The organism is [Pseudomonas] carboxydohydrogena (assembly GCF_029030725.1).
In the GTDB taxonomy this organism is placed as follows: Bacteria; Pseudomonadota; Alphaproteobacteria; order Rhizobiales; family Xanthobacteraceae; genus Afipia; species Afipia carboxydohydrogena.
Genome location: NZ_CP113162.1, coordinates 2518824 through 2542500 on the forward strand (window position 1 = coordinate 2518824; position 23677 = coordinate 2542500).

The following is a 23677-nucleotide window of genomic DNA, read 5'->3' on the forward strand; positions in this document are numbered from 1 at the left end:
CCCTTTGTGTCCGGCACCTTGCCGGAATCATTCTTCTCGGCATAGTCGGGATCAGGATTCCCCGGCAGGTGACGCATGAAATATCTGACCCACCCGCTTACCATAGCGATCCTGCTGGCGTTCAATGGCGGCGTCGTCGATACCGCAGGCTTTCTCGGCCTGCACGGGCTGTTCGTCGCCCACGTCACCGGCAACTTCGTCACCATGGGGGCCGCGATCATCGGCGGCGGTCATGGGTTCATCGGCAAACTGCTGGCGCTGCCGGAATTCGTCGTCATCGTGGCGCTCGCCCGCCTCGCAGGCACCGCGATGCGGCGGCGGAACTGGCCCGCGATGCCGATCCTGTTCGTCATCAAGATCCTGTTCCTGATCGTCTTCGCCATCATGGCAATCTGGCACGGACCATTCTCCGATGGCGACGCGCCGATCGCGCTGTGGACGGGCGCCGCCGGCGTCGCCGCGATGGCGATGCAGACGGCCGTGCAGCGCGTCCACCTCGCGGACATGCCGCCCTCAACCATGATGACCGGCTCCACCGTGCAGGCGACGCTGGACGCCGTCGATCTCCTGACCCGCGCCCATCCCGAGCAGAAAGCCGCGACCCGCGCGCGATTCAACCGGCTGTGCTGCACCATCTTCGCCTTCGCCTGCGGCTGCGCGATTTCGGCGCTGCTGTTTTCCTATGTCGGGTTCTGGTGCCTGCTGCTGGCCGTGTTCGTCGCCATCTGCACCACCGACCTGCAATCGTCGCGCTAGAACAGAATCACGGGAAATCCTTGCGTCCCGCCATTTCCGATTGCAGACTGCCGCCTCTCGTGGGGGCGCGAGTGTGGACAGGACCGTATTATCCGGCATCGTGATCGCGGCACTGGCAGCCATGACGGCGGCGTGCGGCACGCGCGATCCATCCGTCTTCCAGAACGACACCAACACCGCCGCCGCAGGCAATTGGCGGATCGAGCGCACGCCCGACCGCATTACCGGCGTGCCGCTGCCGAGCGCGCAGCTTGCGACGACACAGTCGTCCAACAGCGCGGTGCAGAATTCAAAGCCCGCAATGATCCAGCTCACCTGCTTTGAGGGCAGGCCGATCGTCCGCTTCTCGTTCGAATTCCGGATCGGCAGCGATCTCAATTCGGTGCTGGGCTATCGGTTCGACGACAGGCCCGGGCATGACAACGTGCCCTCCCGCGTGCTGCTCGGCTACAAAGTCATCGTGATCGAGGATGGCGCGGCGGTCGCGCAATTCACGCAAGAACTGGCGTCGTCGAAATCGCTGGTGGTGAGGATCAGGTCCTTGAATGCGGGCCGCACGGTGGCGGACTTCCAGACGGATGGCGGCAAGGCCGCGATCGATGCGGTTCTCGCAAATTGTCCCGCAGCGGCCGGGCCGGTGCGGGACAACAGAGCGAAATCGTAGCGCGGCGAAATCGCCGCGCGCGTGCGTGAAGCGATCAGCCTTCGCCCGGGGGATTCTCGTCGCCGATATGGCCCATATGCTTCTGTTCGTAGAGCTGCAAGCCGATCCGGCCGACCAGATCGAGCTGGGTTTCGAGGAAGTCGATATGGCCTTCCTCGTCCTTCATCAGCGACTCGAACAGGTCGCGCGACACGTAATCCTTGACGCTGTGGCAGTAGGTGGCGGCCTCCTGATAGAGGTTGCGCGCTCCATGCTCGGCAGCGAGGTCGCACTCCAGGATTTCCTTGACGTTCTGGCCGATGCGCAACGGGTCCAGAACCTGCATGTTCGGGAACCCCTCGAGGAAAAGGATCCGATCGGTGAACCGGTCGGCGTGGTTCATCTCCTCGATCGATTCCTTGCGCCACTGCTTGGCCATTTCCTTCAGGCCCCAATTGTCCAGCAGGCGGAAATGAAGCCAGTACTGGCTGATGGCCGTGAGTTCGCTCCGCAGACCCTTGTTCAGATAGTCGACAACCTTCGGATCACCCTTCATAGCCACTCCTCATTTCTAAACGGGCTGAAACCTAGTTTAGAATGTTTCTAAATGAGATTTGGAGGCGGGGCAAGCCGACACATCCGCACATGAATTTGCAGGGACAGGACACGAAAGCCGGAAGAATCAGGCGGCTTCGTCCAGCGGGGCTTTTTCAGCGGAATCGGTGTTATCTGCCGCAACCGCGGTATGCGGGCAGCCTGCGCAGCAGGATTTCGCGCAGGCACCGAGGGCTTCGTCCATGATCTTGCGGATGGTGCGGGCGCAACGGCCGCACTGGGCGCTGCAACCGAGGCAGCCATAGACCTGTCCTGCCGTCCGGGGAGGCTGCTGTGTGTCGGTCACGACACCGCGAACATCGTGGTCGCTCAACACATTGCAGGAACAGACGATCATCAGCACCAACATTGGCGTTAAGAAAGGTCCTCTCCGATATGTCATCCTCCCTGACCGGATGCAAAAGCAAAACGGCCAGTTTCAAGCTATTCCAAACTGACCGTTGATCAGACCCTCGCCCGCCTGCTCGCCCCGCTTCCCTTGGCTCCGTTCCCGGAAAATTGGCGGCCCCGATCAACAATCATGGACGAGTGTTACGGCAAAACTGCATGCCTTTCCGAAAACTAAACAATTCCAATCATTTAAATTATCCCCAGCGTTAACGCATTGGCGTTTTCTTAACCGCTTGATCGCATTTTGGTCACATAGGGCACGTACTTCGCGCCTGCACAAACCCCGAAATACCGAAGTGAGGATCATGCGGATACTTCCGATTGCTATCGCTGTTGCCCTGATGTCGATGAGTGCACCCGTCCTCGCACAGGAAGCATCGGTCAAACCCGCCAAGGTCTCCGTCCTTCGCATCGCGATGAGCGAGGTGGCGATCATGCGCTGCCACGCAGCCCTCAAGCTCAAGGCCGAGCAGGAGAAGTACTGGCCGGCGGTCGTCGCCGCCCTGCGCTCCCTGTCGCGCGGACCAGTCACCGAGGACGCCGTTCGCCGCGCCGCCCCGGCCGTCACGCCGCTGCTGGCAACGCTGGATGACCGGCAGCGCGAGGTCGCCATGAACTTCGCCCAGCGCGCCGGCCTCACCCAGTACGCTTCGCTGTTCTGATATTTTCCGCATCGCCTTGCGCGATGTCCGATCCGGCTCCGGCGCTGTGCATTGCAATCGGCACAGCTTCGGAGCCGAATTTATTTCGGGATACGAGACATCGTAGCCCTTTTGATGAAAATATCGTCATCGCCGCGAAGAACGGCATGGCGTTTTCGGTAAGCGCGATGCATGACACGAGCGGAATTTCAGTCCATCGCCACTGACGACGTGACATGACCCCCTATCGAAGAAACAGGTACGCACGGCTCGCACGCGTGGTCTCCGCGCGCTGGCAGCGGCGCGCCATTTTCCTGCTGGGCGGCATCGCGGTCGGCGGCGCGGCGGTGGGTCTGGCGCTGCTGGCCGACCGGGCACAAGTGGCATTCGCGTGGCTGATCGCGCAAGAGCGCTACGCATCCCTGATCGTTACGCCGCTCGGCTTCATGCTGTCGGTGTATCTGACCAACAAATATTTTCAGAACGCGCAGGGAAGCGGCATCCCGCAGGCGATCGCCGCGCGCCATCTCACCGACCCGAATGCGCGCAACACGCTGGTCTCGATCCGTATCGCCATCGGCAAGGTGCTGCTGACGCTGCTCGGACTTGTCTGCGGCGCATCGGTGGGACGCGAAGGCCCGACGGTGCAGGTCGGCGCATCGATCATGTTCGCGCTCGGCCGGTTTTCCCCGCGCCGCCAGCCGGGGCTAATTCTCGCGGGCTCCGCCGCCGGTGTGGCGGCGGCGTTCAACACGCCCCTCGCGGGCATCGTGTTCGGCATCGAGGAAATGAGCCGCGCCTTCGAGACCCGCACCAGCAGCCTCATCATCGCGGCGGTGATCGCAGCGGGCCTGACGTCGCTTTCGGTGATGGGCAACTACTCCTATTTCGGCAGCACGCCCGCGACCCTCCGCATGGGCATGGACTGGCTCGCCGTGCCGGTGTGCGGCGTCGTCGGCGGTCTCGCGGGCGGCCTGTTCAGCCGAACCCTCATCATGATGGCGCGCGGCATTCCCAATGCCTTCGGCCGCGCGATCAAGACCCATCCGCTGCTGTTCGCGCTCGCCTGCGGCTTCGCCGTCGCGATCTGCGGAATCGTGTCCGGCGATACGATCTACGGCACCGGCTACGCGCAGGTGAAGGCCGCGCTCGAGGGCGGCCATCCGCTGCCCGAGAGCTTCGGCATCCTGAAATTTCTGGCGACGACATTCGCCGCGATCGGCGGCATTCCGGGCGGCATCTTCTCGCCCTCGCTCGCGGTCGGCGCCGGGCTCGGCGCCAACATCGCGGCGCTGTTTCACGACACCGCCCTGAGCGCCCTGATGTTGCTCGGCATGGTGTCGTATTTCGCGGGCGTCGTGCAGGCGCCCATCACCGCCTTCGTGATCGTCACCGAGATGACCGACAATCACGCCATGGTCGTGCCATTGATGGCGGCGGCGCTGATCGCCCATGCAACCTCGCGCCTGATCTGCGCGGAAGGCGTGTATCACGCTCTGGCCAAAGGCTTCGCCACCGAGGCGGAGCGGCTTCACCCGGCCCCTGCCGCCACGAAAGAAAATTAGGCTATCGATTCTCTTTCCGCCGCATCCGGGCCCGTCTCATCCCTTGCGAAATTCCGGCGGCCGGGACGGATGGCGGCTCGCGATGCGATATTCTAATCGCTTGGAATTCTTCTTAAATCCGGTGCCTTCGCAGCGCCTTTATTTGAATTCAGGTATCAAAACCCTGATTTTTGCTGCGCGAGTTAAAAGTTCATGGCAGAAAGCAGGCGCGCCCGTTCAGCCCCCATTCAAAGCGTCCGGTGCAACTTTCAGGCGCGGTGACCGTTCTCCGGGCCGTTCATAATTCGAAAGGTGAAGCCATGAAGAAGATGATCCTGGCAGCCGCAGCGGCCGCCGCCCTTGCAGCAGCAAGCCTCGCGCCCGCGCCGGCAAGTGCGCGCGACGGAGGAGCCATTGCTGCGGGCGTCCTCGGTGGTCTCGCCGCAGGCGCCATCATCGGCGGCGCTGCCGCCTCCGCCCCTCCGCCGGCCTATTACGGCCCCGGCCCGGCCTATGTTGCAGGCCCGCCCTGCTACTGGCGCCGCGAGCGCTTCTGGGATGGCTACGGCTGGCGCCTCCGCCGCGTTCAGGTCTGCGACTAACCGTTCGGCCGTTTAAGGCTTTGAATACCAACACCCCTGCCGGTGAAACGGCGGGGGTGTTTTGATTCCGGGCTTCTTAAGCATTTCGGCTTTGGATAACGGCATCGCGGCAAGTCCGAGGAATCGATGCCATGAAGACCCTGTGCGCCTTGTTCGTCCTTGCGAGCCTCTCCGGACTGCTGGCCGACGCGATGCCGGTTCTCGCCGCCGACCTTCCCGATAACCGCGCGCCCGCGCCGGTCTATGTGCCGCCGCCGCGGGTTTATGCCGTGCCCGGATGCCGCCTCGGCACCGAGCGCTGGTGGGATGGTTACGGCTGGCACATCCGCAGCATTCAGGTCTGCCGCTGAAGCGGCAAAGTCAGCGTCCCGTCCGCATCGCCCGCAGCACGCTTTCGCTCGGCCAGCAATCGACCTTCAATCCCGCGCGCTTCTGATACGCGCCCAGCGCCGCGCGCGTCAGCATCCCCGCCTTGCCGTCGATCTTGTCGGCGTAAAGCCCGATCTCGGTGAGTTTCTTCTGCATCGCCTCGACGTCAACGGTGCGCAATTGCGACGACGCCGACCATGGGGTTGCGAACGGCTGGCCGTCGTTCATCCGGTCGCTGAGATGGCCGACGAACAGCACGTAGAGGTCGGAGAAATTGTATTCCTTGATGACGAAGTAGTTCTTCGTCACGAGAAACGATGGTCCGTAAATTCCCTCGACCTGCAACAGCGAGGCTGGCGTCGCTTTCTCCGCCGCGCTCAATTGCTGGCCGCGCACCGGCACAAAGCCCTCGCGCAGCCATTCGCCGAGCGGTTTCGTCACCTCCGGCACGCCCTGCGTGCAATCGGCGCGCGGCGGCGCCTTCACCTCGTAGGCCCAGCGGATGCCGCGCTGCCAGCCCTTGTTGACGAGCTGCTGCGCGGCGGAGGCCAGCGCATCCGGCACCGAGGTCCAGATGTTGATGTGCCCATCCTTGTCGAAATCGACGCCGTGTTTGGCAAGCTCCGATGGCAGGAATTGCGTCAGCCCGGTCGCGCCGCCCCATGACGTCCGCAAGCCCTTGCGCGTGACGTCGCCATGCTGGATCAGCTTCAGTGCCTCGATGAACTCATTGCGGTATTGATCCTTGCGGCGGCCGACATAGGCTTGCGTCGCCAGCACCGTCAGCCCGTCATAAGGCAAACTGTAGCGGCCGTAATCGGTCTCGCGGCCCCAGATCGCGAGGATGACGGTGCCCGGCACGCCGAAGCGCCGCTCGATGGCATTGAGCGTGTCGTGATATTTCGCCGCCAGTTGCTGGCCGTCCACGGCGAGCCGCGCGATCCGCGCCTCCTTCACATAATCGGCGGGCACCTGAACGAACTCGGCCTGCGACGGCGCGCCGGTCTTGGGGCGCCCCGGCAGCATCAGGTCCGGCAATTTGTAGTCGGGCTTGAGATCGCGTGTCTGCGCGTCGAACGTCGCTCGCGTCACGCCTGCCTTCTCGGCGTCCGGCCAGAGCGAGGCGATGAAGCGCGTGAAGCCGTCCTCGGCGGCACGGGCGGGAGGCACGCTCACCGTCATTGCGAGGAGCAAAACGACGAAACAATCAAGCACTCGGCTGACGGTCACCCGGACTGGATTGCTTCGCTTCGCTCGCAATGACGTTATCCCTTTCGTCCGGAGATCCATGGCAGCCGTGTGCCGTCGTATCTCTGCGTCAATGCGCGTGCCCGGCCTCATGTTCGAGTCCCGCCGAGATGCGATCCACCCACGCGATGCCAAGCGCCGAGAGCACGAACACGACATGAATGATGGTCTGCCACATCACGCCTTCGGTGGTGTAGTTGGTGGTGCGCCCGACGCCGCCGAGGTTGCCCGCCTCGATGAAGGTGCGCAGCAGGTGGATCGAGGAGATGCCGATGATCGCCATCGCCAGCTTGATCTTGAGCACGCTGGCGTTGACGTGGCTGAGCCATTCCGGCTCGTCCGGGTGCCCTTGAAGATTGAGGCGCGAGACGAACGTCTCGTAGCCGCCGACGATCACCATCACCAGAAGATTCGAGATCATCACCACGTCGATCAGCCCGAGCACCACCAGCATGATCTGCTGCTCGGTGAAATCGAGCGCGTGGTTGATGAGATGCCAGAGCTCTTTCAGAAACAGAACGGCATAGACGCATTGCGCGACGATCAGGCCGACATAGAGCGGCAATTGCAGCCAGCGCGAGGAAAAAATCAGCATCGGAATCGGGCGCAGGCCCGTTCCCTTGGGCGGCAGCGGCGTCTCCGGGGTCAGCGACATGATGGGAACGACTCCGTCAGGTTGGGTAAAAATTCCAGGCGGGAATCATGCCAGATTCGCATCCCCCGCGCTTTACAGGTCCTTCCCCGCGATGGCGTTTTCCGCCGCGATGAAGGCTCAGCGCACCGCGACCAGGAACAGGCGCGGGAAATGCAGCAGCACCTTGCCGTCCTGCTGCGGCAAATAGCTCGCCGCCACGCGCGCGGTGTATTGCGCGAGGAACTCCTTGCGCTGGGGGACCTCCAGCGGATCGAGGAACGGCCGAAGCCCCGTGCCCTTGACCCATTCGACGATCTCGGTCGCATCGTTGAGGACGTGATTGTAACCCGTGTGCCATAGCTCGAACCGCGAGCAAAGCGGCTGCAAGGCATCGTAATAGACGCGCGGTGACGGAAGTATGTCGCGCAGCCGGGTGACGCTGGAAAGAACGTCGCGCCAGTCCCCGTCCAGCGCCACCTCGCGCATCAGCACATGCGACGGCTCGGCGAGATTGTCCGGCATCTGCACCGCGAGCACCCCGCCTTGCGGCAACCCCGTCAGCAGCCTCTTGAGTTGCGACAGATGATCCGGCACCCACTGGAAGATCGCGTTGGCGAACAGCACGTCGGCATCCGCCGGCGGCTTCCAATGCGCCACATTCGCCTCGATGAACTCGACACCGGGCAAACGCTCGCGCGCCTGCCGCAGCATGTCGGCGGAGGTGTCGATGCCGGTGACCTTCGCATCCGGCCAGCGCTGCACCAAAAGCTCGGTGGAATTGCCCGGCCCGCAGCCGATATCGACCACATGGCGCGGCGCGGTCAAAGGAATCTGCGCCAGCAGATCGCGCGAGGGGCGCGTGCGCTCGTCCTCGAATTTGAGATATTGGCGAGCGTCCCAGTCAGCCATGCAAAACCTATCTTGTCAGTTTCTTGTACTTCACCCGGTGCGGGATCGCAGCATCCTGGCCGAGACGGCGCAGCTTGTCCTTCTCGTAATCCTGGAAGTTGCCCTCGAACCATTCGACATGGCTGTCGCCCTCGAACGCCAGCATGTGGGTGGCGATGCGGTCGAGGAACCAGCGGTCATGGCTGATGATGACGGCGCAGCCGGCGAAATCCTCTAGCGCCTCCTCCAGCGCACGCAGCGTATCGACGTCGAGATCGTTGGTCGGCTCGTCGAGCAGCAATACGTTGGCGCCCGACTTCAGCATCTTGGCCAGATGCACGCGGTTGCGCTCACCGCCCGACAGCGCGCCGACCTTCTTCTGCTGGTCCGCACCCTTGAAGTTGAAGGCCGAGCAATAGCCGCGCGAGTTCACTTCCTTCTTGCCGAGCAGAATCTGGTCGTTGCCGCCGGAGATTTCCTCCCACACGGTTTTCTTGCCGTCGAGCGCGTCGCGCGACTGATCGACATAACCGAGATGCACCGATTCGCCCGTGGTGATGGTACCGGCATCCGGCTTCTCCTGCCCGGTGATCATCTTGAACAGCGTGGACTTGCCAGCACCATTGGCGCCGATCACGCCGACGATGCCGCCCGGCGGCAGCTTGAAGGTGAGATTGTCGATCAACAGACGGTCGCCGAAACCTTTGGTGAGACCCTCGAAGTCGATGACGTTGTTGCCGAGACGTTCAGCGACAGGAATGATGATCTGCGCGGTCTGCGTCTGCTTCTCGTTCGCCTGCTTGAGCAGGTCCTCGTAGCGCTGATAGCGCGCTTTGGACTTGGCTTGACGGGCTTTCGGCGAGGACGCGATCCATTCCTGCTCGCGCGCCAATGTCTTCTGGTGGGCGGCGTCCTCGCGGCCTTCCTGCTCGAGACGCTTCTGTTTTTGAACAAGCCACGACGAGTAGTTGCCCTCGTAGGGAATGCCCTTGCCGCGATCGAGTTCGAGAATCCAGCTCGTGACGTTGTCGAGGAAGTAGCGGTCGTGGGTCACGATCAGGATCGCGCCGGGATAGTTGCGCAGATGGCCTTCCAGCCATGAGACGCTTTCGGCGTCGAGATGGTTGGTCGGCTCGTCGAGCAGCAACAGGTCCGGCGCATCGAGCAGCAGCTTGCACAGCGCGACGCGGCGGCGCTCGCCGCCCGAGAGCTTGGTGACGTCCGCGTCGTCCGGCGGGCAGCGCAGCGCGTCCATTGCCTGATCGACCTTGCTGTCGAGATCCCATAACCCTTGGGCTTCGATCTCGTCCTGCAATTTCGTCATCTCGTCGGCGGTCTCGTCCGAATAGTTCACCGCGAGGTCGTTGTAGCGATCGAGAATCGCCTTCTGCTTGGCGACACCCTCCATCACGTTCTCTCGGACGGACTTGTTCGGATCGAGCTGCGGCTCCTGTTCGAGATAGCCGACGCGCGCACCCTCGGCGACCCAGGCCTCGCCGTTATAATCCTTGTCGATGCCCGCCATGATCTTGAGCAGCGTCGATTTGCCCGCGCCGTTGACGCCGAGCACGCCGATTTTGGCATCCGGATAGAACGACAGATGGACGTTATCGAGCACCTTGCGGGTGGGATAAGCCTTGGTCAGGCCCTGCATGAAATAGACGAACTGGCGCGCCATCGTGATCCTTCAAAGCCCCTCGATGAGGCTGTCTGTGCGGGAATTTGCTTGTTACGGATGTAATGGGACGCGCCGGAAAGGGCAACCATCCGCGCCCACCGTTCTCCCTCAAAAACCGCCGGATGCGAGCTTTTTCAGTACTTTCCCATGACAAATGGCCCTCGCGAGCCGCGTCTCGGCATCGCTTGCCGTTCGCGCGCGGACCAGACAGGACGAGCCGCTTCCAGCCGCCGCTGTTGCGCATAACAAGCAACCGTCAACTGCACAGAATGTCGCACGCGAATTTTCAGCAATTGACGCTGCTGCGCATGACACTTACCACCGGTAACGCGCGCCGGGCGCAAACGACAGCATCCAATCATCGCGAGCCGATCCTTGTGAGCGGTTGCATCCTGTCGTGTCTGAAAATCACAGGTGAAGGATTAAATGCTCGACGAAAAACTCCAGCCCATTTTTACCGATGTCCTGCGCCGCAATCCCGGCGAAGAAGAATTCCATCAAGCGGTCCGCGAGGTGCTCGACAGTCTGGGCGCCGTCATCGCCAAGCATCCGCATTACGCCGAAGACGCGCTGATCGAGCGCATCTGCGAGCCGGAACGGCAGATCATCTTCCGCGTGCCGTGGACGGATGACAAAGGCGACATCCACATCAATCGCGGCTTCCGCGTTCAGTTCAATTCGGCGCTCGGTCCCTACAAGGGCGGCATTCGTTTCCATCCGACGGTCTATCTGGGCACGATCAAATTCCTCGGCTTCGAGCAGACGTTCAAGAACGCCCTCACCGGCATGCCGATCGGCGGCGGCAAGGGCGGCTCCGATTTCGATCCGAAGGGGCGCTCCGACCGCGAGATCATGCGCTTCTGCCAATCGTTCATGACCGAATTGTATCGCCATCTCGGCGAATATACCGACGTGCCGGCGGGCGACATCGGCGTCGGCGGGCGCGAGATCGGCTACATGTTCGGCCATTACAAGCGCATCACTAACCGCTACGAATCCGGCGTTCTCACCGGCAAGGGCCTCGCCTGGGGCGGCTCACAGGTGCGCACCGAGGCGACCGGCTACGGCGCGACCTATTTCGTCGAGCGCATGCTGCAAACGCGCAACCAGGGCTTCGACGGCAAGAAGGTGATCGTGTCCGGCTCCGGCAATGTCGCCGTCTACACCATCGAAAAGGTCACCGAACTCGGCGGCCGGGTCATCGCCTGCTCGGATTCCGGCGGCTATGTCGTCGATGAGGCCGGGATTGATCTCGCCCTCCTCAAGGAGATCAAGGAGGTCAAGCGCGGCCGCATCGCGGACTATGCCAAGGCGCGCGGCCGTGGCGCGAAGTTCGTGCCCGAAGGACGAATCTGGGACGTTCCCGCCGAGGTCGCGATGCCGTCGGCGACGCAGAACGAACTCAACGGCCAGGATGCACACACGCTCCTGAAGAACGGACTGATCGCGGTGGGCGAAGGCGCCAACATGCCGTCCACGCCGGAAGCGGTGCGTGCGTTCCTCGACGCCGGAATTCTGTTCGCGCCGGGCAAGGCCGCGAACGCCGGCGGCGTCGCGACCAGTGCGCTGGAAATGCAGCAGAACGCCTCGCGCGATTCATGGACCTTCGAGGCCACCGAGAAGCGCCTCGAAACCATCATGCACAACATCCACGACCGTTGCGCCGAGATGGCCGACACTTATGGCGCGCCCGGCAATTACGTGCTCGGCGCCAATGTCGCGGGCTTCATCCGAGTCGCGGAAGCGATGCGCGCCCTCGGCATCGTGTGAGTTAGCCTGAATGCGCGAACAAAAGCCCGGCAGAGATGCCGGGCTTTTTCATGTATGCGTTGCAACCCGTCAGAACCGGTAGTTCAGACCGCCACGGACGATATTGAACCCAAGGCGCGAAATGCTCGCTGTGTAGGATGCGGGCGTTTGGCCGTTACCGTTGAGCGCCGTGCCGACAACGCTGCTGCCGCCGAGATCGACGTACAAATATTCAGCCTTCACGGTCAGGTTCTGAGCGAACGCATATTCAAACCCCGCGCCCGCCGTCCAGCCGGTACGTACCCCCGACGCCGATCCGACAAAGCAAGTCTGGTTTGTCGGGCAACTCACGCCGAACCCGCCGCCGGTGACGTTCAAACCCGCATGGAACATGGACGTAGCTTCTTTCACTTCACCATAAGCGAGGCCGCCCGTGCCGTAGACGAGGAGACGGTCTGTCGGCAGGAAACCGATGCGGCCCCGGACCGTGCCGAACCAGTCGACTTTCTGGCTGGTGGTAAATGCCGCCGCGCCATATCCGACCCGGCCGGCGGACGCATCCGAACCCTTGATTGCGGAGGCATCGATATCGGCCTCAAGGCCCGCCACCCACCGCCGGTCGAACTGCCAGTTGTAGCCGGCCTGCAAACCACCGAGAGCGCCGGAATTATTCCACGAGCCTGTCGGGTACGTCGCCCCGGCTCCGGAAATGACGGTCTGGTTCGGCGCGTAGGCCACCGAAGGGTCTTCCCAGCCATATCCCGCATTCAACCCGATATAAAATCCGCTCCAGTTATACGCGGCAGAAAGCGCGGCGGCTTTCGTATACGGCCGCCCTGCAATGTCGGCGCCATGCGCGGCCGTCGCCGCCAGCACCGCGACAGCCGCGATCAAAAACTTCTGCATCGAATGTCCCGCCCCTTTGAGAAACCGAAAGGGCGATGAGCCGCCCTCGCATGACCGAGATGGCGCGCAACCACATGCCCCTTGCCATGCCGCCGTCGATCATTGTGGAATGCGCCCGCGCCGTCCTTGCGTATCGCGCAAAGGCTTTGCGCCGAATGCAATAGCCAAACCACCGAATCCGAGGCGAACTGTTCCCATGCCAAGATTTCATTTTACATCGGATCAGCTTCCCTCCGCCCTTCCGGCCCGCATCCGCGCCAGACTATGGGCGGACTCCATGGATGCGATCGGCTCGTCGTTCGAAATGGGGATCGTCACCAGCCGGAAGTTTCACGGCGAGGTGTCCGTCCTGCAACTCGGCCGCATTCAGGTCGGCGCGGCCAATACCATCGCGGACGGCGCGGTGACCGTGCTGCGTTCCGAAGCAAAGCTGCGTCAGGATGGCGACGACCGCATCATGATCGTCATCAACCACGGCGAGACGCCGATGAGCGTTCGCCAGTTCAACCGCAAGGTCGATCTGAAACGCGGCGAGATGACCGTGCTGGCGATGGATCTTCCCAGCGAATGTGCGACGCCGCACAGCGGCCACTCGAACGTGATCCTGTTGCCGCGCGAAGTTCTTGATCAACCCGGACGGATGCTTGAACTACTGGCAGCGACGCGCCTGAAAACCAATCCCGCGGCGCAGCGGCTGCTGGCTCAAACCATTCAGGAGCTGTTGCATGCGAAGGACGATCTCGGCGAACCGCTGGACGTGGCTTCGGGCGATTATATCGCCCATCTCGCAGCGGCCATCCTGCAAGCGCGCGGATCGCAGCCTGCAAAACCGCAAGCCAAAAAGCCCGATACGCGCGTCGCCGATATCCGCAAGCAGATCGCACGTCACTATCGCATTCTCGATCTCACGGCCGAAGATGTCGGCGGACGGCTGGGGATGTCCGCGCGATCGGTCCAGCATGCCTTGAGCAAGCACGGCTCGACCTTCAGCGAGGAATTGATGGCCATGCGGTTGGAGGCTGCATTCGGCATGTTGAGAAACGGCGCGACCGGGCCGATCGCGGACATCGCGTTCAAATGCGGATTTTCCGATCTCTCGACGTTCTACCGCGCGTTCCGCGCGCGTTACGGCAAACCACCCAACGCCGCGCGCGCCGCCAAGTCATAAACAAACAGGTCATAAACAAAAATGCCCGCGACGGGCGCGGGCATTTGAAATCGGATCGACGATCTTCTCAGCGCACCGTCACCGGGCTTGGCAGCGGCGGCACCGCCGCCGGTCCCTGATTGGGGACACCGTAACTGGCATTCGCCTGACCATTGGCCACGCCGTTGCCGACCGAGCCTTGCGGCGCGGCGTTCGCGGACGGGCCATAACCGGCCGTATCGGCGGCGGGCTGAGCCGTGGCAACCGCCGGCGGCGGACCGCCCGGCAACACCACGACGCGGGTGCCTACCTTGACGCGATCGAACAGATCCTCGACGTCCTCGTTCAGCATGCCGATGCAGCCCGAGGAGACGAACTTGCCGATCGTCGACGGCTGGTTGGTGCCGTGAATGCGATACACCGTGTTGCCGAGATACATGGCGCGCGCGCCGAGCGGGTTGCCGTCGCCGCCCGCCATGAAGCGCGGCAGATAGGGCTGGCGCTCGATCATCTCTGGCGGCGGATGCCAGTCGGGCCATTCGGCCTTGCGGGTGATCTTCTGCACGCCGGTCCAGGTGAAGCCGTCACGTCCCACACGCACGCCATAACGGATCGCCCGGCCATGGCCGAGGATGTAATAGAGCTGCGTGTTCGCGGTATCGACGATGATCGTGCCCGCGGGCTCCTTGGTCTGATAGTTGACTTCCTGACGGCGCAGGCGCGGCGACAATTCCTGACGCGGGCCGGTTTCCGGCTGGTCCTCGACCGGCAGGACGGCAACCGTCATCGGCCGTCCTTGCGAATCGACGGCCGGACGCGGCGCGCCGGACGCATCGACGCTGCCGGGCGGACGCGGACTGTCGTAACCCGAAGCGTTCTGCGGCTGCGGCGCACCCTGCTGCCCGTTGTTGGAATAATTCAGCGGAGGCGCGCCCGGCGGACGGCCATAGCGCGGATCGTCCGGCGACAGGATCGGCCCCTGCGGATAGGCCGGCTGCTGCGCGGAGGATGACTGGTAACCGGGCTGCGGCGGGCCGGGCTGCTGGAAGCCGGGCGGCGACAGTGAGCCGTCGCCGCGATCGCCGACGCGGTCGAAATCCGGCGCACGGTCCTGCTGGTAGGGATCGGGCTGCTGCTGCCCATAATAACCGGGCTGCTGATAGGTCTGGGCCTGCGCGGCTGGAACTCCGGCCACGCCTGCGGCCAGCACCAGAAGGCTCATCGAAAGGCGGTTGGACATCATGCCCCTATGATAGTGCGAAGCGGACACCGTATCGTTAATGCAATCGCTCACGATAGCGGCACATTCAAGACATGAACCAAAAAAGCCCTGCCGTGCTGACTTTTTTGCGACACTCCGGAACACAAAATCGCTATCCACCGTGAATTCGGGCCGCCAGCGGGTTTTCGGCGGCGCGCCCGCCGATCCGGGGCTATCCTTGGATCATCCTGATTCGACGGTAGTTTTTGGGCCATACGCCGCATGGCCCATCACACCATCACTCAGGCAAGGACTTTGGCTCTCGATTTCGCGCTCCGCTGGCAGGATACGATCGCACCATGCTTCCCGGGTTCCGGCTTTTGGCGATCACGGTGGCCCTTGCGGCATCCGTACTGGTTTTCGGCCTGGGCGCGGCGGCACTTCTGCGCGCGACCCATGAGGAATTCGCCGCCGCTCCGCTGCGGAATCTGCAAGCCCCCGCCTCCAGCTTCATCGCCGAGACGCCGACGCTCGCGATGTTGCAGGTCGAGCCCCCCGCCGCCGAGCCGCCGGCTTCGCAGCCGGTAGACCCTGCTCCGGCCCCTGCGCCCACGCCCTTGACGGAAACCGAACCGGCGACGCCGGAAGACGAAGCGGCCATCCCGCGTATCGTCATTCCGGACCCGCCACCGATTCCCCTGACCGACGCCATCACCACGGCCAGCATCGAGGCCCAGCCGCAACCTGTAGCCAAGCCTGCGGCCGCACCGGCATCGGCCATCAAGACCAGAGCCGTCGCGCGCAAGCGCGCAGCGATCCGCGCCAAGGCGCGCGCCCGCGCCCGCGCGCATCATCATTACCGCCGCCGCGTCGTTCGCCCCGCCCCGCCACCCGTGGAGCCCAGTTTCTTCCCGCTGTTCGAGCCGGCATCGACGACCGCGGCAGCGCCCGCGCCAACCGTCGCCGGCACCCTGCCGCCGCGCCGGTAGCATCATCGCCGCGCCAGGCAACCGCTCAGCGGATCATTGTCCTGCTCTCAAGGCTTGCCGGTTGCGACCGGCGGGCCGTCGGGCAATCCCCACTCCGCCCATGAGCCGTCATAGAGCGCGCTGTCCACACCGAGACGCGCCAGCGCCAGCGACAGCACACCGGCCGTCACGCCCGAACCGCATGACGTGACGATGGGACGAGCGAGATCGGCATGCGCCGAGATAAATATCTTTTGCAATTCGCTCACGCGGCGCATCTCGCCGGTCGCCGGATCGATCAGATCGGTGAACGGCACGTTGAGGCTGCCGGGAATGCGGCCCGGGCGGCGGCCGGGCCAAGGCTCGGGCGCGGTGCCTTCATAGCGCTCGCGCGAGCGCGCATCGATCACCTGCTCGGCGCAAATCTCGACATTCTTCCGGATATCTTCAAGGCCGCGGACGCGCTTGTCATCGAGCCGCGCCTGAAAGGTTTTCGGCGCGGGCGTCACCGAGGCGCTCTCGACCGCGCCGCTCTCGGACATCCATTTCTTCAATCCGCCGTCCAGCACCTTGACGCGCTGATGGCCGAACACGCCGAACATCCACCACGCGCGCGGCGCGCCCATGTAGTCGCCGCGATCGTAGATCACCACAAGATCGTCGTTGCCGATGCCAAGGCCGCCGACATCGCGCGCGAACTGCTCAGGCGACGGCAGCATGTGCGGCAACGAGCTTGAACGATCCGCGATCACATCGACATCGAAGAACACCGCGCCGGGAACATGCCGCGCGGCATATTCCTCCGCCGCCGCCGGCGGCCGCATCGCCGGCATCCGGTAGGCCGCATCGACGATCCGGACATCGGGGTCGATGAGATGCTCGCGCAGCCATGACGTCGAAACCAGCGGATCGCTCATGGCCAATCCTCACGTTTTGGGTTTGTGCGGCTCGACGCGCTCGATGGGGCCGCCCGCCTCGCGCCATGCCGTGAAGCCGCCGTCGAGATGCGCGACCGGCTTCAGTCCCATGTCCTGCGCGGTCTTGGCCGCCAGCGCCGAGCGCCAGCCCGAGGCACAGTGGAAGATGAACTTCTTGTCCTGCTGGAAGGCGGGCTTGGCATAGGGGCTTGCCGGATCGAGCCAGAATTCAAGCATGCCGCGCGGACAATGAAACGCGCCGGGGATGCGGCCCTCGCGCTCGATCTCGCGCGGATCGCGCAGATCGACGATGAGGATATTTTCATCCTTCATTGAGGCGATCAGGTCGGGCGCCTTGATCGCCTCGATCTCGCGGTTGGCTTCATCGAGCAGCGTCTTGATGCCGCGGTGAATTGTCTGAGCCATAAGCCCTCCCTGTTTATTTCGTTTTTCGCGCAAGCTCGCGAATGGCTTCCTCGATCCCCTCGAGCGTCAGCGGATACATCCGGTTCTCGAACAGTTTGCGGATCATCGCGGTGGATTCCGAATAATCCCAATAGCGCCGCTGCTCGGGATTGAGCCAGACGACATTCGGATAGGTCTGAAGCACCCTTTGCAACCATACCGCGCCCGGCTCGGGATTAACATGCTCGACCGAGCCGCCCGGCACCGCGATCTCGTAGGGGCTCATCGCCGCATCGCCGACAAAGATCACTTTGTAGTCGGACGGATATTTATGCAGCACGTCCCATGTCGCGGTCCGCTCGTTGTAACGGCGGTGGTTGTTCTTCCACACACTCTCATAGAGGCAGTTGTGGAAGTAGAAATATTCCATGTGCTTGAATTCGGTGCGCGCCGCCGAGAACAATTCCTCGACCTGCGCAATATGCGCGTCCATCGATCCGCCGATGTCGAAAAAGATCAAAACCTTGACGGCGTTGTGCCGCTCGGGGCGTAGATGCACGTCGAGATAGCCGCGATTGGCCGACTGCCTGATGGTGGTGTCGAGATCGAGTTCGTCGGCGGCCCCGGTGCGGGCGAACTTCCGCAGGCGCCGCAGCGCGACCTTGATGTTGCGCACGCCGAGTTCGACATTGCCGTCGAGGTCCTTGAACTCGCGGCGGTCCCAGACCTTCACGGCACGAAAATTCCGGTTTCCGTCCTGCCCGATGCGGATGCCCGCGGGGTTGTAGCCATAAGCGCCGAACGGAGAGGTGCCGCCCGTGCCGATCCACTTGTTGCCGCCCTGATGGCGCTTCTTCTGCTCTTCCATCCGCTTGCGCAGCGTGTCCATCAGCTTGTTCCAGTCGAGCGCCTCGAGCTTCTTCTTCTCCTCCTCGCTGAGATATTTTTCGGTGAGCTTCTTCAGCCACTCCGCCGGAACAGCGGTTTCACCGACCGCTTCCGACAGGGATTCCAGCCCCTTGAAGGTCTCGCCGAACACGCGATCGAACTTGTCGAGGTTGCGTTCGTCCTTCACCAGCGCCGCGCGTGCCAGATAGTAGAAATTCTCCACATTATGCTCGGGCAAGCCCGCGTCGAGCGCCTCCATCAAGGTGAGGTACTCGCGTAACGTGACCGGCACATTGGCCTGCCGCAACGATGTGAAGAATTGCAGAAACATCGCATGACGTTCGCGCAAGGGTGCCTGCCCGTCAAGCACGCCGCCATGCAGCTTTGCGCTTTACCGGAGCGGCTTTTTGCCTACATTGAGAATACCTTGCGCGGCTTTTCCGGAATATATCTTCATATGCAACCGGGAAGGCCCGCGCCTCCTCTCGATCCAAGAACGGCATCATGAAATTCACCGGCACCGAGAATTACGTCGCAACCGACGACCTCAAGATCGCGGTCAACGCGGCGATCTACCTGCAACGCCCGCTGCTGGTGAAGGGCGAGCCCGGCACCGGCAAGACCGTGCTGGCCGAGGAAATCGCGCAAGGACTCAAGGCCCCGCTGCTGACTTGGCACGTTAAGTCCACCACCAAGGCGCAGCAAGGTCTCTATGAATACGACGCCGTGTCGCGCCTGCGCGACAGCCAGCTCGGCGACCCGCGCGTGTCGGACATCGCCAACTACATCAAGCGCGGCAAATTGTGGGAGGCGTTCACCCATGACACGCGCCCGGTGCTGCTGATCGACGAGATCGACAAGGCCGACATCGAATTTCCCAACGATCTGCTGCTCGAACTCGACCGCATGGAATTCCATGTCTACGAGACCGGCGAGACCATCAAGGCCGCGCAACGCCCGATCATCATCATCACCTCCAACAACGAGAAGGAACTGCCCGACGCGTTCCTGCGCCGCTGCTTCTTCCACTACATCAAGTTTCCGGATGTCGAGACGATGAAGGCCATCGTCGAGGTGCACTTCTCCGGCATCAAGCAGCGGCTGGTGGACGAGGCGCTGCGGTTGTTTTTCGACCTGCGCGACATGCCGGGCCTGAAGAAGAAGCCCTCGACCTCCGAACTGCTGGACTGGCTGAAGCTCCTGCTCAACGAGGATGTGACGCCCGAGGTGCTGCGCGAAAGCGATCCGCGCAAGATGATCCCGCCGCTGCACGGCGCGCTGTTGAAGAACGAACAGGACGTGCATTTGTTCGAGCGCGTCGCGTTCCTGAACCGGCGGGAGAAGTAATCCGGCTCAACCGGCCGCGATCTTCTGCGTCAGCCGCTTGCGGAACGCACGGTCGCGCTTGAGATGCCATTCGCGGCTCATCGCCTCGTTGCGGGTCGCGAACGTCTCCACATGCAAAAGCGCCCATGTGCGCCCACGCGTCGAGCGCGCGCCGGTGCCGGAATTATGTTGCGCCAGCCGCCGTTCGACATCGTTGGTCCAGCCGACATAGGTGATAGTGCGGCCCTTGTGCACGCAGCCGAGTACATAGACGAAACTGGCCTCGCCCTGCGCGCCGCTCATTATTTCGCGGCCGGTTCTTTCGGCTTCGCAGGCGCGGGCGCGGCCTTCGCGGCCTGCAATTCGTTCACCTTGGCCTGAAGGCTGACGACGGACGCCTTCAGCGCATCGATCTGCCGGTTGGCGGCGTCAATCTTCTGCTGATTGTCCTGCGTCAGCTTGGCGATGGAGCGCATCAGGAAATTGACGTTGCTTTGCAGGCAGCTCGTGCGCCGCTCCATGGTTTTCTCGGCGGTGCAGATCTCGATGCCGGGCACGTCCTGCGCGACGGCTTGCCCGATTCCAGCCCGCCCGATCAGCGTGAGCGTCATCGCGAACACAGCGGCCCATTTCCACATCCGACTCTCCCGGCTCGACGTTTCGGCGCGCGATGCCCCATTTTGCGACGGACATCTCAACGCGCCTTAACCTTTGGAACACGCGCGGAACGAAACGCGCCCGAATCAGCGATTCATAGCACGCCCGGTTTCGTTCGCGACAAGATGTGGTGTCGCGCGTTCCATCCACGTCTATTCCGGCCTTGGCGTTTCGTTCTTTTTCGCTCGAATTGCGGTGAAAGTCTTAACGCGCCCCGTTGAGACCCGCCGGCGGCCTCCCATCTGTTCTGCAAGGCCGGCGCCCCGCGAACCGGGGCCGGATTCGTGCGTTGAGAACAACAAGACACGAGGCGAGGACATGACCAAGGTCGTCTATCAGATCGTCGAGCATGACGGAGGCTGGGCCTACAAGTTCAACGGCGTGTTTTCCGAAACCTACCCCAGCCGCAAGGCGGCCTATGACGCGGCGACCGCGGCCGCGCTGGAACAGCGGGTACCCGGACGCACCGAGGTCATCCAGTACGAGGATTCCGACGGAAAATGGCATGAGGAGACCGCGAGCGGCAGCGACCGGCCTTCGACCGAGGTCACCGACGAATAGGCGGCTAAAGGATAAATCTGCTCAGGCCGGTTTCGGCTGCCCGGCCTCCAGAGAGGCCATCGCATCGGCCAGAATCGATTTCACCCGCTCGGCATCCGCAGGCGCAACCGCGCCGGGATTGAAATAGAGATCGAGCCCGGCCATCCGTTCCACCACGATGTCGCGCTTGCCACCACCCTCGTCCAGCACGCGATCCACCGCATAAGGCACGACCTGACGCGAAATTCCCTTCATCGTGATCGGCGCAAGTTCATGCGCGGCGACATCGCCGCGCACCAGCGCATAGGTCTCGTAGCTGACCACGATCTGGCCCGGCTGGGCGATTGATTGCAGCCGTGCCGCGAGGTTCGCCTCCGCGCCGATGATGGTGTAGTCCATCCGGTCATTGCTGCCGAAATTGCCGACATTGCAGAAGCCCGAATTGATGCCCATGCGAACCTGAAACGGTTCCTCGATTCCGGCGTGACGCCATTTCGCGTTCAGCTCCGTGAGGCGGCGCTGCATCTCCCACGCCATCTTCAGGCAGGCCTGCGCATCCGCGACATCGCCCCTGGTTTCGGGATCGCCGAAGAAAATCAGCATCGCATCGCCGATGAACTTGTCGATGGTGCCACCATAGGCCATCGCGATGGCGGACATCTCGGTGAAATACTCGTTCAACAGTTCCGTGATGAGTTCGGGCTGCAACCGCTCGGTGGTCGCCGTGAAGTTCTGGATGTCGGAGAAGAAGATCGTCAGCTTCTTGCGCTCGGTATGGATGGTGACGTCCTTCCGGCCGCTGAAAATGCTGGTGTAGATCTGCGGCGAGATATAGCGGGAAATCTTCATCGACAATGTCGCGAGGAAATCGTTCGCCGATTCCAGTTCCGTGTTCATGGTGCGGATGGTCCGGCTCTGCTTGAGTTGCAGCGTCAGGAACGAAATGCCGCTGATCGCCGCCAGCACGAAATAGCCCAACAGCCATTTGAACGAGAAGATGTTGGCCGCGATCGGCTGGCTGATGTCGATCTCCTGAATTGCGCGCACGTCGCCCACCTTCCAGTCGCGCTTCGGGCTTTCCGGGTGGGTGTTGTGGCAACTGACGCAGGCCGGGCCCATCGTCACCGGAACGATGTAACGGACGCGGTCGTGAAACGGACTCCATTCAGAATCCACCAGCGCCTGCTTGGGATTTTCCCTCAGGCTCGCGAGCGAAGCCTTCTCGAATGCATCGAGATTGTGCGGCACGCGGTTGGCGAAGGGGTAGTCCGAGACGAAGCGGTAATGGATGTTCTTCTGCTGATCGCTGATGACCGCGCCGAGTTCGAGCGACAACGTGGCGGGAATCGGGATCGCGCCCGGTATCTCCTCGTAATTGTGCACCACCTGCGTCGCGCCGGGAGAAGCAAGCACCCGCGCCACGATGTTGCGGGCGTAATAGCCGCGCACGCCGGTGATGACGGAATTCAGGTCGCTCGCCTGTCTGCGCAGCGACGCTTCCGTCAGGTTGGTGAGATCCATCCAGACCGCGAGCGGCAATGCCGCCAGCAGACCCGCGATGACCAGTCCCGCGACGATGCCGCGGGACTTCGCCCTCTTTGCCGCCTCTTCCATTGCCGCCCCCGACAGCGGGCCATCCGCCCGCCCTCATTGTCGGCCATGTCCGGGCGGCACGGCAAGCCGGGGATCAGGTCAGCACATTGTATTTCTTGAACCAGGCCTGCATCTCGCTCCATGCCTGTTCGGCCTGCTCCTTGCGGTAGCTCGGCCGGTAATCGGCATGGAAGCCGTGCGGCGCGCCGGGGAAGATGTGGAATTCCGCCGTCTTTCCAGCGGCGGCCAGCGCCGCCTTCATCTGCTCGACCTGCGCGGGCGGAATGCCCTGATCCTCCGCGCCGTAGAGGCCGAGCACCGGCGCTTTCATCTCGCCTGCCAGTTGCATCGGGCTTTTCGGCCAGAGCGGGTTCGGCGGATCGATCAGCGAACCGTAGAAAGCGACACCCGCCTTCAACTGAGTGCTATGGGCGGCATATTCCCAGACGCTGCGCCCGCCCCGGCAAAAGCCGATGATGCCGAGCCGCTCCGAATCGCCGCCTTGCGACTTCGCCCACGCCGCCGTGGCATCGAGGTCGGACAGCAGTTCGCTGTCCGGCTTGGCGTTGACGATCGGCATCAGCTTGGGGATTTCGGTGATCCTGGTGAGATCGGTGCCCGCGCGATAATAATAATCGGGCGCGACCGCGAACGCGCCGAGCCTGGCGAGACGGCGCGTCACGTCCTTGATGTATTCGTGCAGTCCGAAGATTTCCATCGCCACCAGAACGATGGGCGGATTCTTGACCCCGGCGGGCCGCGCGAAATAGCCCGGCATCGTGCCGCCCTGCACCGGAATGGCGGCATCGCCGGCTTCGAGCCCGGTGGTGTCGGTCTTGACGACATCCGCCCGCACCGGCCCTGCAGCCAGCGTATAGCCCGCGGCGGTGGCCGCCGAAGCCGCCATGAAGCCTCGCCGCGACAGCGGCGCGACCCTGGTCAGGCCGATTTCATCCGAAGCCAATGCCGAATTCGATGTCATCTTGCACTCCCTTTGCGACGTGTCGCCGACGATATGCGGCCTTTGCCGGTGCCGCAAATCAATCACCCGGCCCCTTCCCGGCCAAATCAACTGACGGAGAGCAACGGGGACAAGGCTGCGACATGGCGCGCACTCATCAAAAAAAGCCCGCCTGGACGGGCGGGCTTTTCAAATCCGATGGGCGTCAAATGCGTCCCATCAACAGCAAAATCACCAGAATGATGATGACGAGGCCAAGGCCACCGCCGCCGTAATAACCGGTGCCGTAGAACGGGCCGCCGCCGATGCCGCTGAAACCGCCAAGCAACGCAATGATCAGAATAATCAGAATAATCGTGCCGAGTGACATGTGGATCTCCTCAATCCCGTGATGTCACCCCAACAGGCGAT

General features: G+C 62.9%; 27 protein-coding genes. 11 read left to right on the forward strand and 16 right to left on the reverse strand.

Annotation, left to right across the window (positions count from 1 at the left end):
- The first annotated feature begins 75 nt into the window (after nt 1-75).
- Entirely contained in the window at nt 76-756 is a 681-nt protein-coding gene (locus AFIC_RS12180; protein WP_275246501.1) for a YoaK family protein, read from the forward strand.
- Nucleotides 757-829: 73 nt separating this feature from the next.
- The gene (locus AFIC_RS12185; RefSeq protein WP_275246502.1) at nt 830-1420 is read left to right on the forward strand and encodes a hypothetical protein; all 591 of its coding nucleotides are present in this window, start codon (nt 830-832) and stop codon (nt 1418-1420) included.
- A gap of 34 nt (nt 1421-1454) precedes the next feature.
- On the opposite strand, the gene bfr is transcribed toward AFIC_RS12185, so the two are convergent.
- Nucleotides 1455-1955 carry a bacterioferritin gene (gene bfr / locus AFIC_RS12190; protein ID WP_275246503.1) on the reverse strand — a complete coding sequence of 167 codons (501 nt, stop codon included), beginning with the start codon at nt 1953-1955 and terminating at the stop codon, nt 1455-1457.
- A 126-nt stretch (nt 1956-2081) separates the two neighbouring features.
- Entirely contained in the window at nt 2082-2351 is a 270-nt protein-coding gene (locus AFIC_RS12195) for a (2Fe-2S)-binding protein (RefSeq protein ID WP_275248718.1), read from the reverse strand.
- A 400-nt stretch (nt 2352-2751) separates the two neighbouring features.
- On the opposite strand from AFIC_RS12195, the gene AFIC_RS12200 reads away from it, so the two are divergent.
- The 4 genes from AFIC_RS12200 to AFIC_RS12215 all read left to right on the forward strand — a co-directional run bounded on the left by AFIC_RS12200 (nt 2752) and on the right by AFIC_RS12215 (nt 5541).
- Complete coding sequence (locus tag AFIC_RS12200) at nt 2752-3066, forward strand: hypothetical protein (RefSeq protein WP_275246504.1); 315 nt, start codon at nt 2752-2754, stop codon at nt 3064-3066.
- Between the two features lie 215 nt (nt 3067-3281).
- Nucleotides 3282-4610: a chloride channel protein gene (locus tag AFIC_RS12205; protein ID WP_275246505.1), complete on the forward strand. Its 1329-nt coding sequence runs from the start codon at nt 3282-3284 to the stop codon at nt 4608-4610.
- A gap of 299 nt (nt 4611-4909) precedes the next feature.
- Nucleotides 4910-5191, forward strand: a complete 282-nt coding sequence (locus AFIC_RS12210; RefSeq protein ID WP_275248719.1) for a hypothetical protein — start codon at nt 4910-4912, stop codon at nt 5189-5191.
- A gap of 131 nt (nt 5192-5322) precedes the next feature.
- Nucleotides 5323-5541: a hypothetical protein gene (locus tag AFIC_RS12215; RefSeq protein ID WP_275246506.1), complete on the forward strand. Its 219-nt coding sequence runs from the start codon at nt 5323-5325 to the stop codon at nt 5539-5541.
- A 10-nt stretch (nt 5542-5551) separates the two neighbouring features.
- Here AFIC_RS12215 and AFIC_RS12220 read toward each other — a convergent pair whose 3' ends face one another.
- The 4 genes from AFIC_RS12220 to ettA all read right to left on the reverse strand — a co-directional run bounded on the left by AFIC_RS12220 (nt 5552) and on the right by ettA (nt 10008).
- Nucleotides 5552-6742, reverse strand: a complete 1191-nt coding sequence (locus AFIC_RS12220; RefSeq protein WP_275246507.1) for a lytic murein transglycosylase — start codon at nt 6740-6742, stop codon at nt 5552-5554.
- 136 nt (nt 6743-6878) lie between these two features.
- A complete protein-coding gene (locus tag AFIC_RS12225) occupies nt 6879-7463 on the reverse strand; it encodes a TIGR00645 family protein (RefSeq protein WP_275246508.1) in 585 nt (194 codons plus the stop codon).
- Between the two features lie 117 nt (nt 7464-7580).
- A complete protein-coding gene (gene tam, locus AFIC_RS12230; protein ID WP_275246509.1) occupies nt 7581-8351 on the reverse strand; it encodes a trans-aconitate 2-methyltransferase in 771 nt (256 codons plus the stop codon).
- A gap of 7 nt (nt 8352-8358) precedes the next feature.
- Nucleotides 8359-10008 carry an energy-dependent translational throttle protein EttA gene (gene ettA / locus AFIC_RS12235; protein WP_275246510.1) on the reverse strand — a complete coding sequence of 550 codons (1650 nt, stop codon included), beginning with the start codon at nt 10006-10008 and terminating at the stop codon, nt 8359-8361.
- A 426-nt stretch (nt 10009-10434) separates the two neighbouring features.
- On the opposite strand from ettA, the gene gdhA reads away from it, so the two are divergent.
- Nucleotides 10435-11778, forward strand: a complete 1344-nt coding sequence (gene gdhA, locus AFIC_RS12240; RefSeq protein ID WP_275246511.1) for an NADP-specific glutamate dehydrogenase — start codon at nt 10435-10437, stop codon at nt 11776-11778.
- Between the two features lie 69 nt (nt 11779-11847).
- Here the strand turns inward: gdhA and AFIC_RS12245 are convergent, their stop codons facing one another.
- A complete protein-coding gene (locus AFIC_RS12245) occupies nt 11848-12663 on the reverse strand; it encodes an outer membrane protein (protein WP_275246512.1) in 816 nt (271 codons plus the stop codon).
- A gap of 196 nt (nt 12664-12859) precedes the next feature.
- On the opposite strand from AFIC_RS12245, the gene AFIC_RS12250 reads away from it, so the two are divergent.
- Nucleotides 12860-13831, forward strand: coding sequence for an AraC family transcriptional regulator (locus tag AFIC_RS12250; RefSeq protein WP_275246513.1), 972 nt, complete (start codon nt 12860-12862; stop codon nt 13829-13831).
- 67 nt (nt 13832-13898) lie between these two features.
- On the opposite strand, the gene AFIC_RS12255 is transcribed toward AFIC_RS12250, so the two are convergent.
- On the reverse strand, nt 13899-15050 hold the full coding sequence (locus AFIC_RS12255) for a L,D-transpeptidase family protein (protein WP_275248720.1): 1152 nt from the start codon (nt 15048-15050) through the stop codon (nt 13899-13901).
- Between the two features lie 320 nt (nt 15051-15370).
- Here AFIC_RS12255 and AFIC_RS12260 point away from each other — a divergent pair, with 320 nt between their 5' ends.
- Nucleotides 15371-16000, forward strand: coding sequence for a hypothetical protein (locus tag AFIC_RS12260; RefSeq protein ID WP_275246514.1), 630 nt, complete (start codon nt 15371-15373; stop codon nt 15998-16000).
- 47 nt (nt 16001-16047) lie between these two features.
- Here the strand turns inward: AFIC_RS12260 and sseA are convergent, their stop codons facing one another.
- The 3 genes from sseA to AFIC_RS12275 are packed head-to-tail and all read right to left on the reverse strand — an operon-like array spanning nt 16048 to nt 18520.
- Complete coding sequence (gene sseA / locus AFIC_RS12265; protein ID WP_275246515.1) at nt 16048-16896, reverse strand: 3-mercaptopyruvate sulfurtransferase; 849 nt, start codon at nt 16894-16896, stop codon at nt 16048-16050.
- Between the two features lie 9 nt (nt 16897-16905).
- The gene (locus AFIC_RS12270) at nt 16906-17322 is read right to left on the reverse strand and encodes a rhodanese-like domain-containing protein (protein WP_275246516.1); all 417 of its coding nucleotides are present in this window, start codon (nt 17320-17322) and stop codon (nt 16906-16908) included.
- 13 nt (nt 17323-17335) lie between these two features.
- Nucleotides 17336-18520: a vWA domain-containing protein gene (locus AFIC_RS12275; RefSeq protein ID WP_275248721.1), complete on the reverse strand. Its 1185-nt coding sequence runs from the start codon at nt 18518-18520 to the stop codon at nt 17336-17338.
- A 173-nt stretch (nt 18521-18693) separates the two neighbouring features.
- Here AFIC_RS12275 and AFIC_RS12280 point away from each other — a divergent pair, with 173 nt between their 5' ends.
- Nucleotides 18694-19536 carry an AAA family ATPase gene (locus tag AFIC_RS12280; protein ID WP_275246517.1) on the forward strand — a complete coding sequence of 281 codons (843 nt, stop codon included), beginning with the start codon at nt 18694-18696 and terminating at the stop codon, nt 19534-19536.
- A 6-nt stretch (nt 19537-19542) separates the two neighbouring features.
- Here AFIC_RS12280 and AFIC_RS12285 read toward each other — a convergent pair whose 3' ends face one another.
- Entirely contained in the window at nt 19543-19818 is a 276-nt protein-coding gene (locus tag AFIC_RS12285; RefSeq protein ID WP_275246518.1) for a GIY-YIG nuclease family protein, read from the reverse strand.
- Nucleotides 19818-20153: a hypothetical protein gene (locus tag AFIC_RS12290; RefSeq protein WP_275246519.1), complete on the reverse strand. Its 336-nt coding sequence runs from the start codon at nt 20151-20153 to the stop codon at nt 19818-19820. Before AFIC_RS12290 ends, AFIC_RS12285 begins: the two co-directional genes overlap by 1 nt.
- 337 nt (nt 20154-20490) lie before the next feature.
- On the opposite strand from AFIC_RS12290, the gene AFIC_RS12295 reads away from it, so the two are divergent.
- Nucleotides 20491-20733 (forward strand): DUF2188 domain-containing protein, encoded by a 243-nt coding sequence (locus tag AFIC_RS12295; protein ID WP_275246520.1) that lies wholly within the window; start codon nt 20491-20493, stop codon nt 20731-20733.
- Between the two features lie 21 nt (nt 20734-20754).
- Here the strand turns inward: AFIC_RS12295 and AFIC_RS12300 are convergent, their stop codons facing one another.
- The 3 genes from AFIC_RS12300 to AFIC_RS12310 all read right to left on the reverse strand — a co-directional run bounded on the left by AFIC_RS12300 (nt 20755) and on the right by AFIC_RS12310 (nt 23636).
- Entirely contained in the window at nt 20755-22326 is a 1572-nt protein-coding gene (locus tag AFIC_RS12300; RefSeq protein WP_275246521.1) for an adenylate/guanylate cyclase domain-containing protein, read from the reverse strand.
- Between the two features lie 73 nt (nt 22327-22399).
- Complete coding sequence (locus tag AFIC_RS12305) at nt 22400-23287, reverse strand: dienelactone hydrolase family protein (RefSeq protein ID WP_275246522.1); 888 nt, start codon at nt 23285-23287, stop codon at nt 22400-22402.
- 184 nt (nt 23288-23471) lie between these two features.
- Nucleotides 23472-23636 (reverse strand): DUF3309 family protein, encoded by a 165-nt coding sequence (locus tag AFIC_RS12310; RefSeq protein WP_275246523.1) that lies wholly within the window; start codon nt 23634-23636, stop codon nt 23472-23474.
- Nucleotides 23637-23677: the final 41 nt, after the last annotated feature.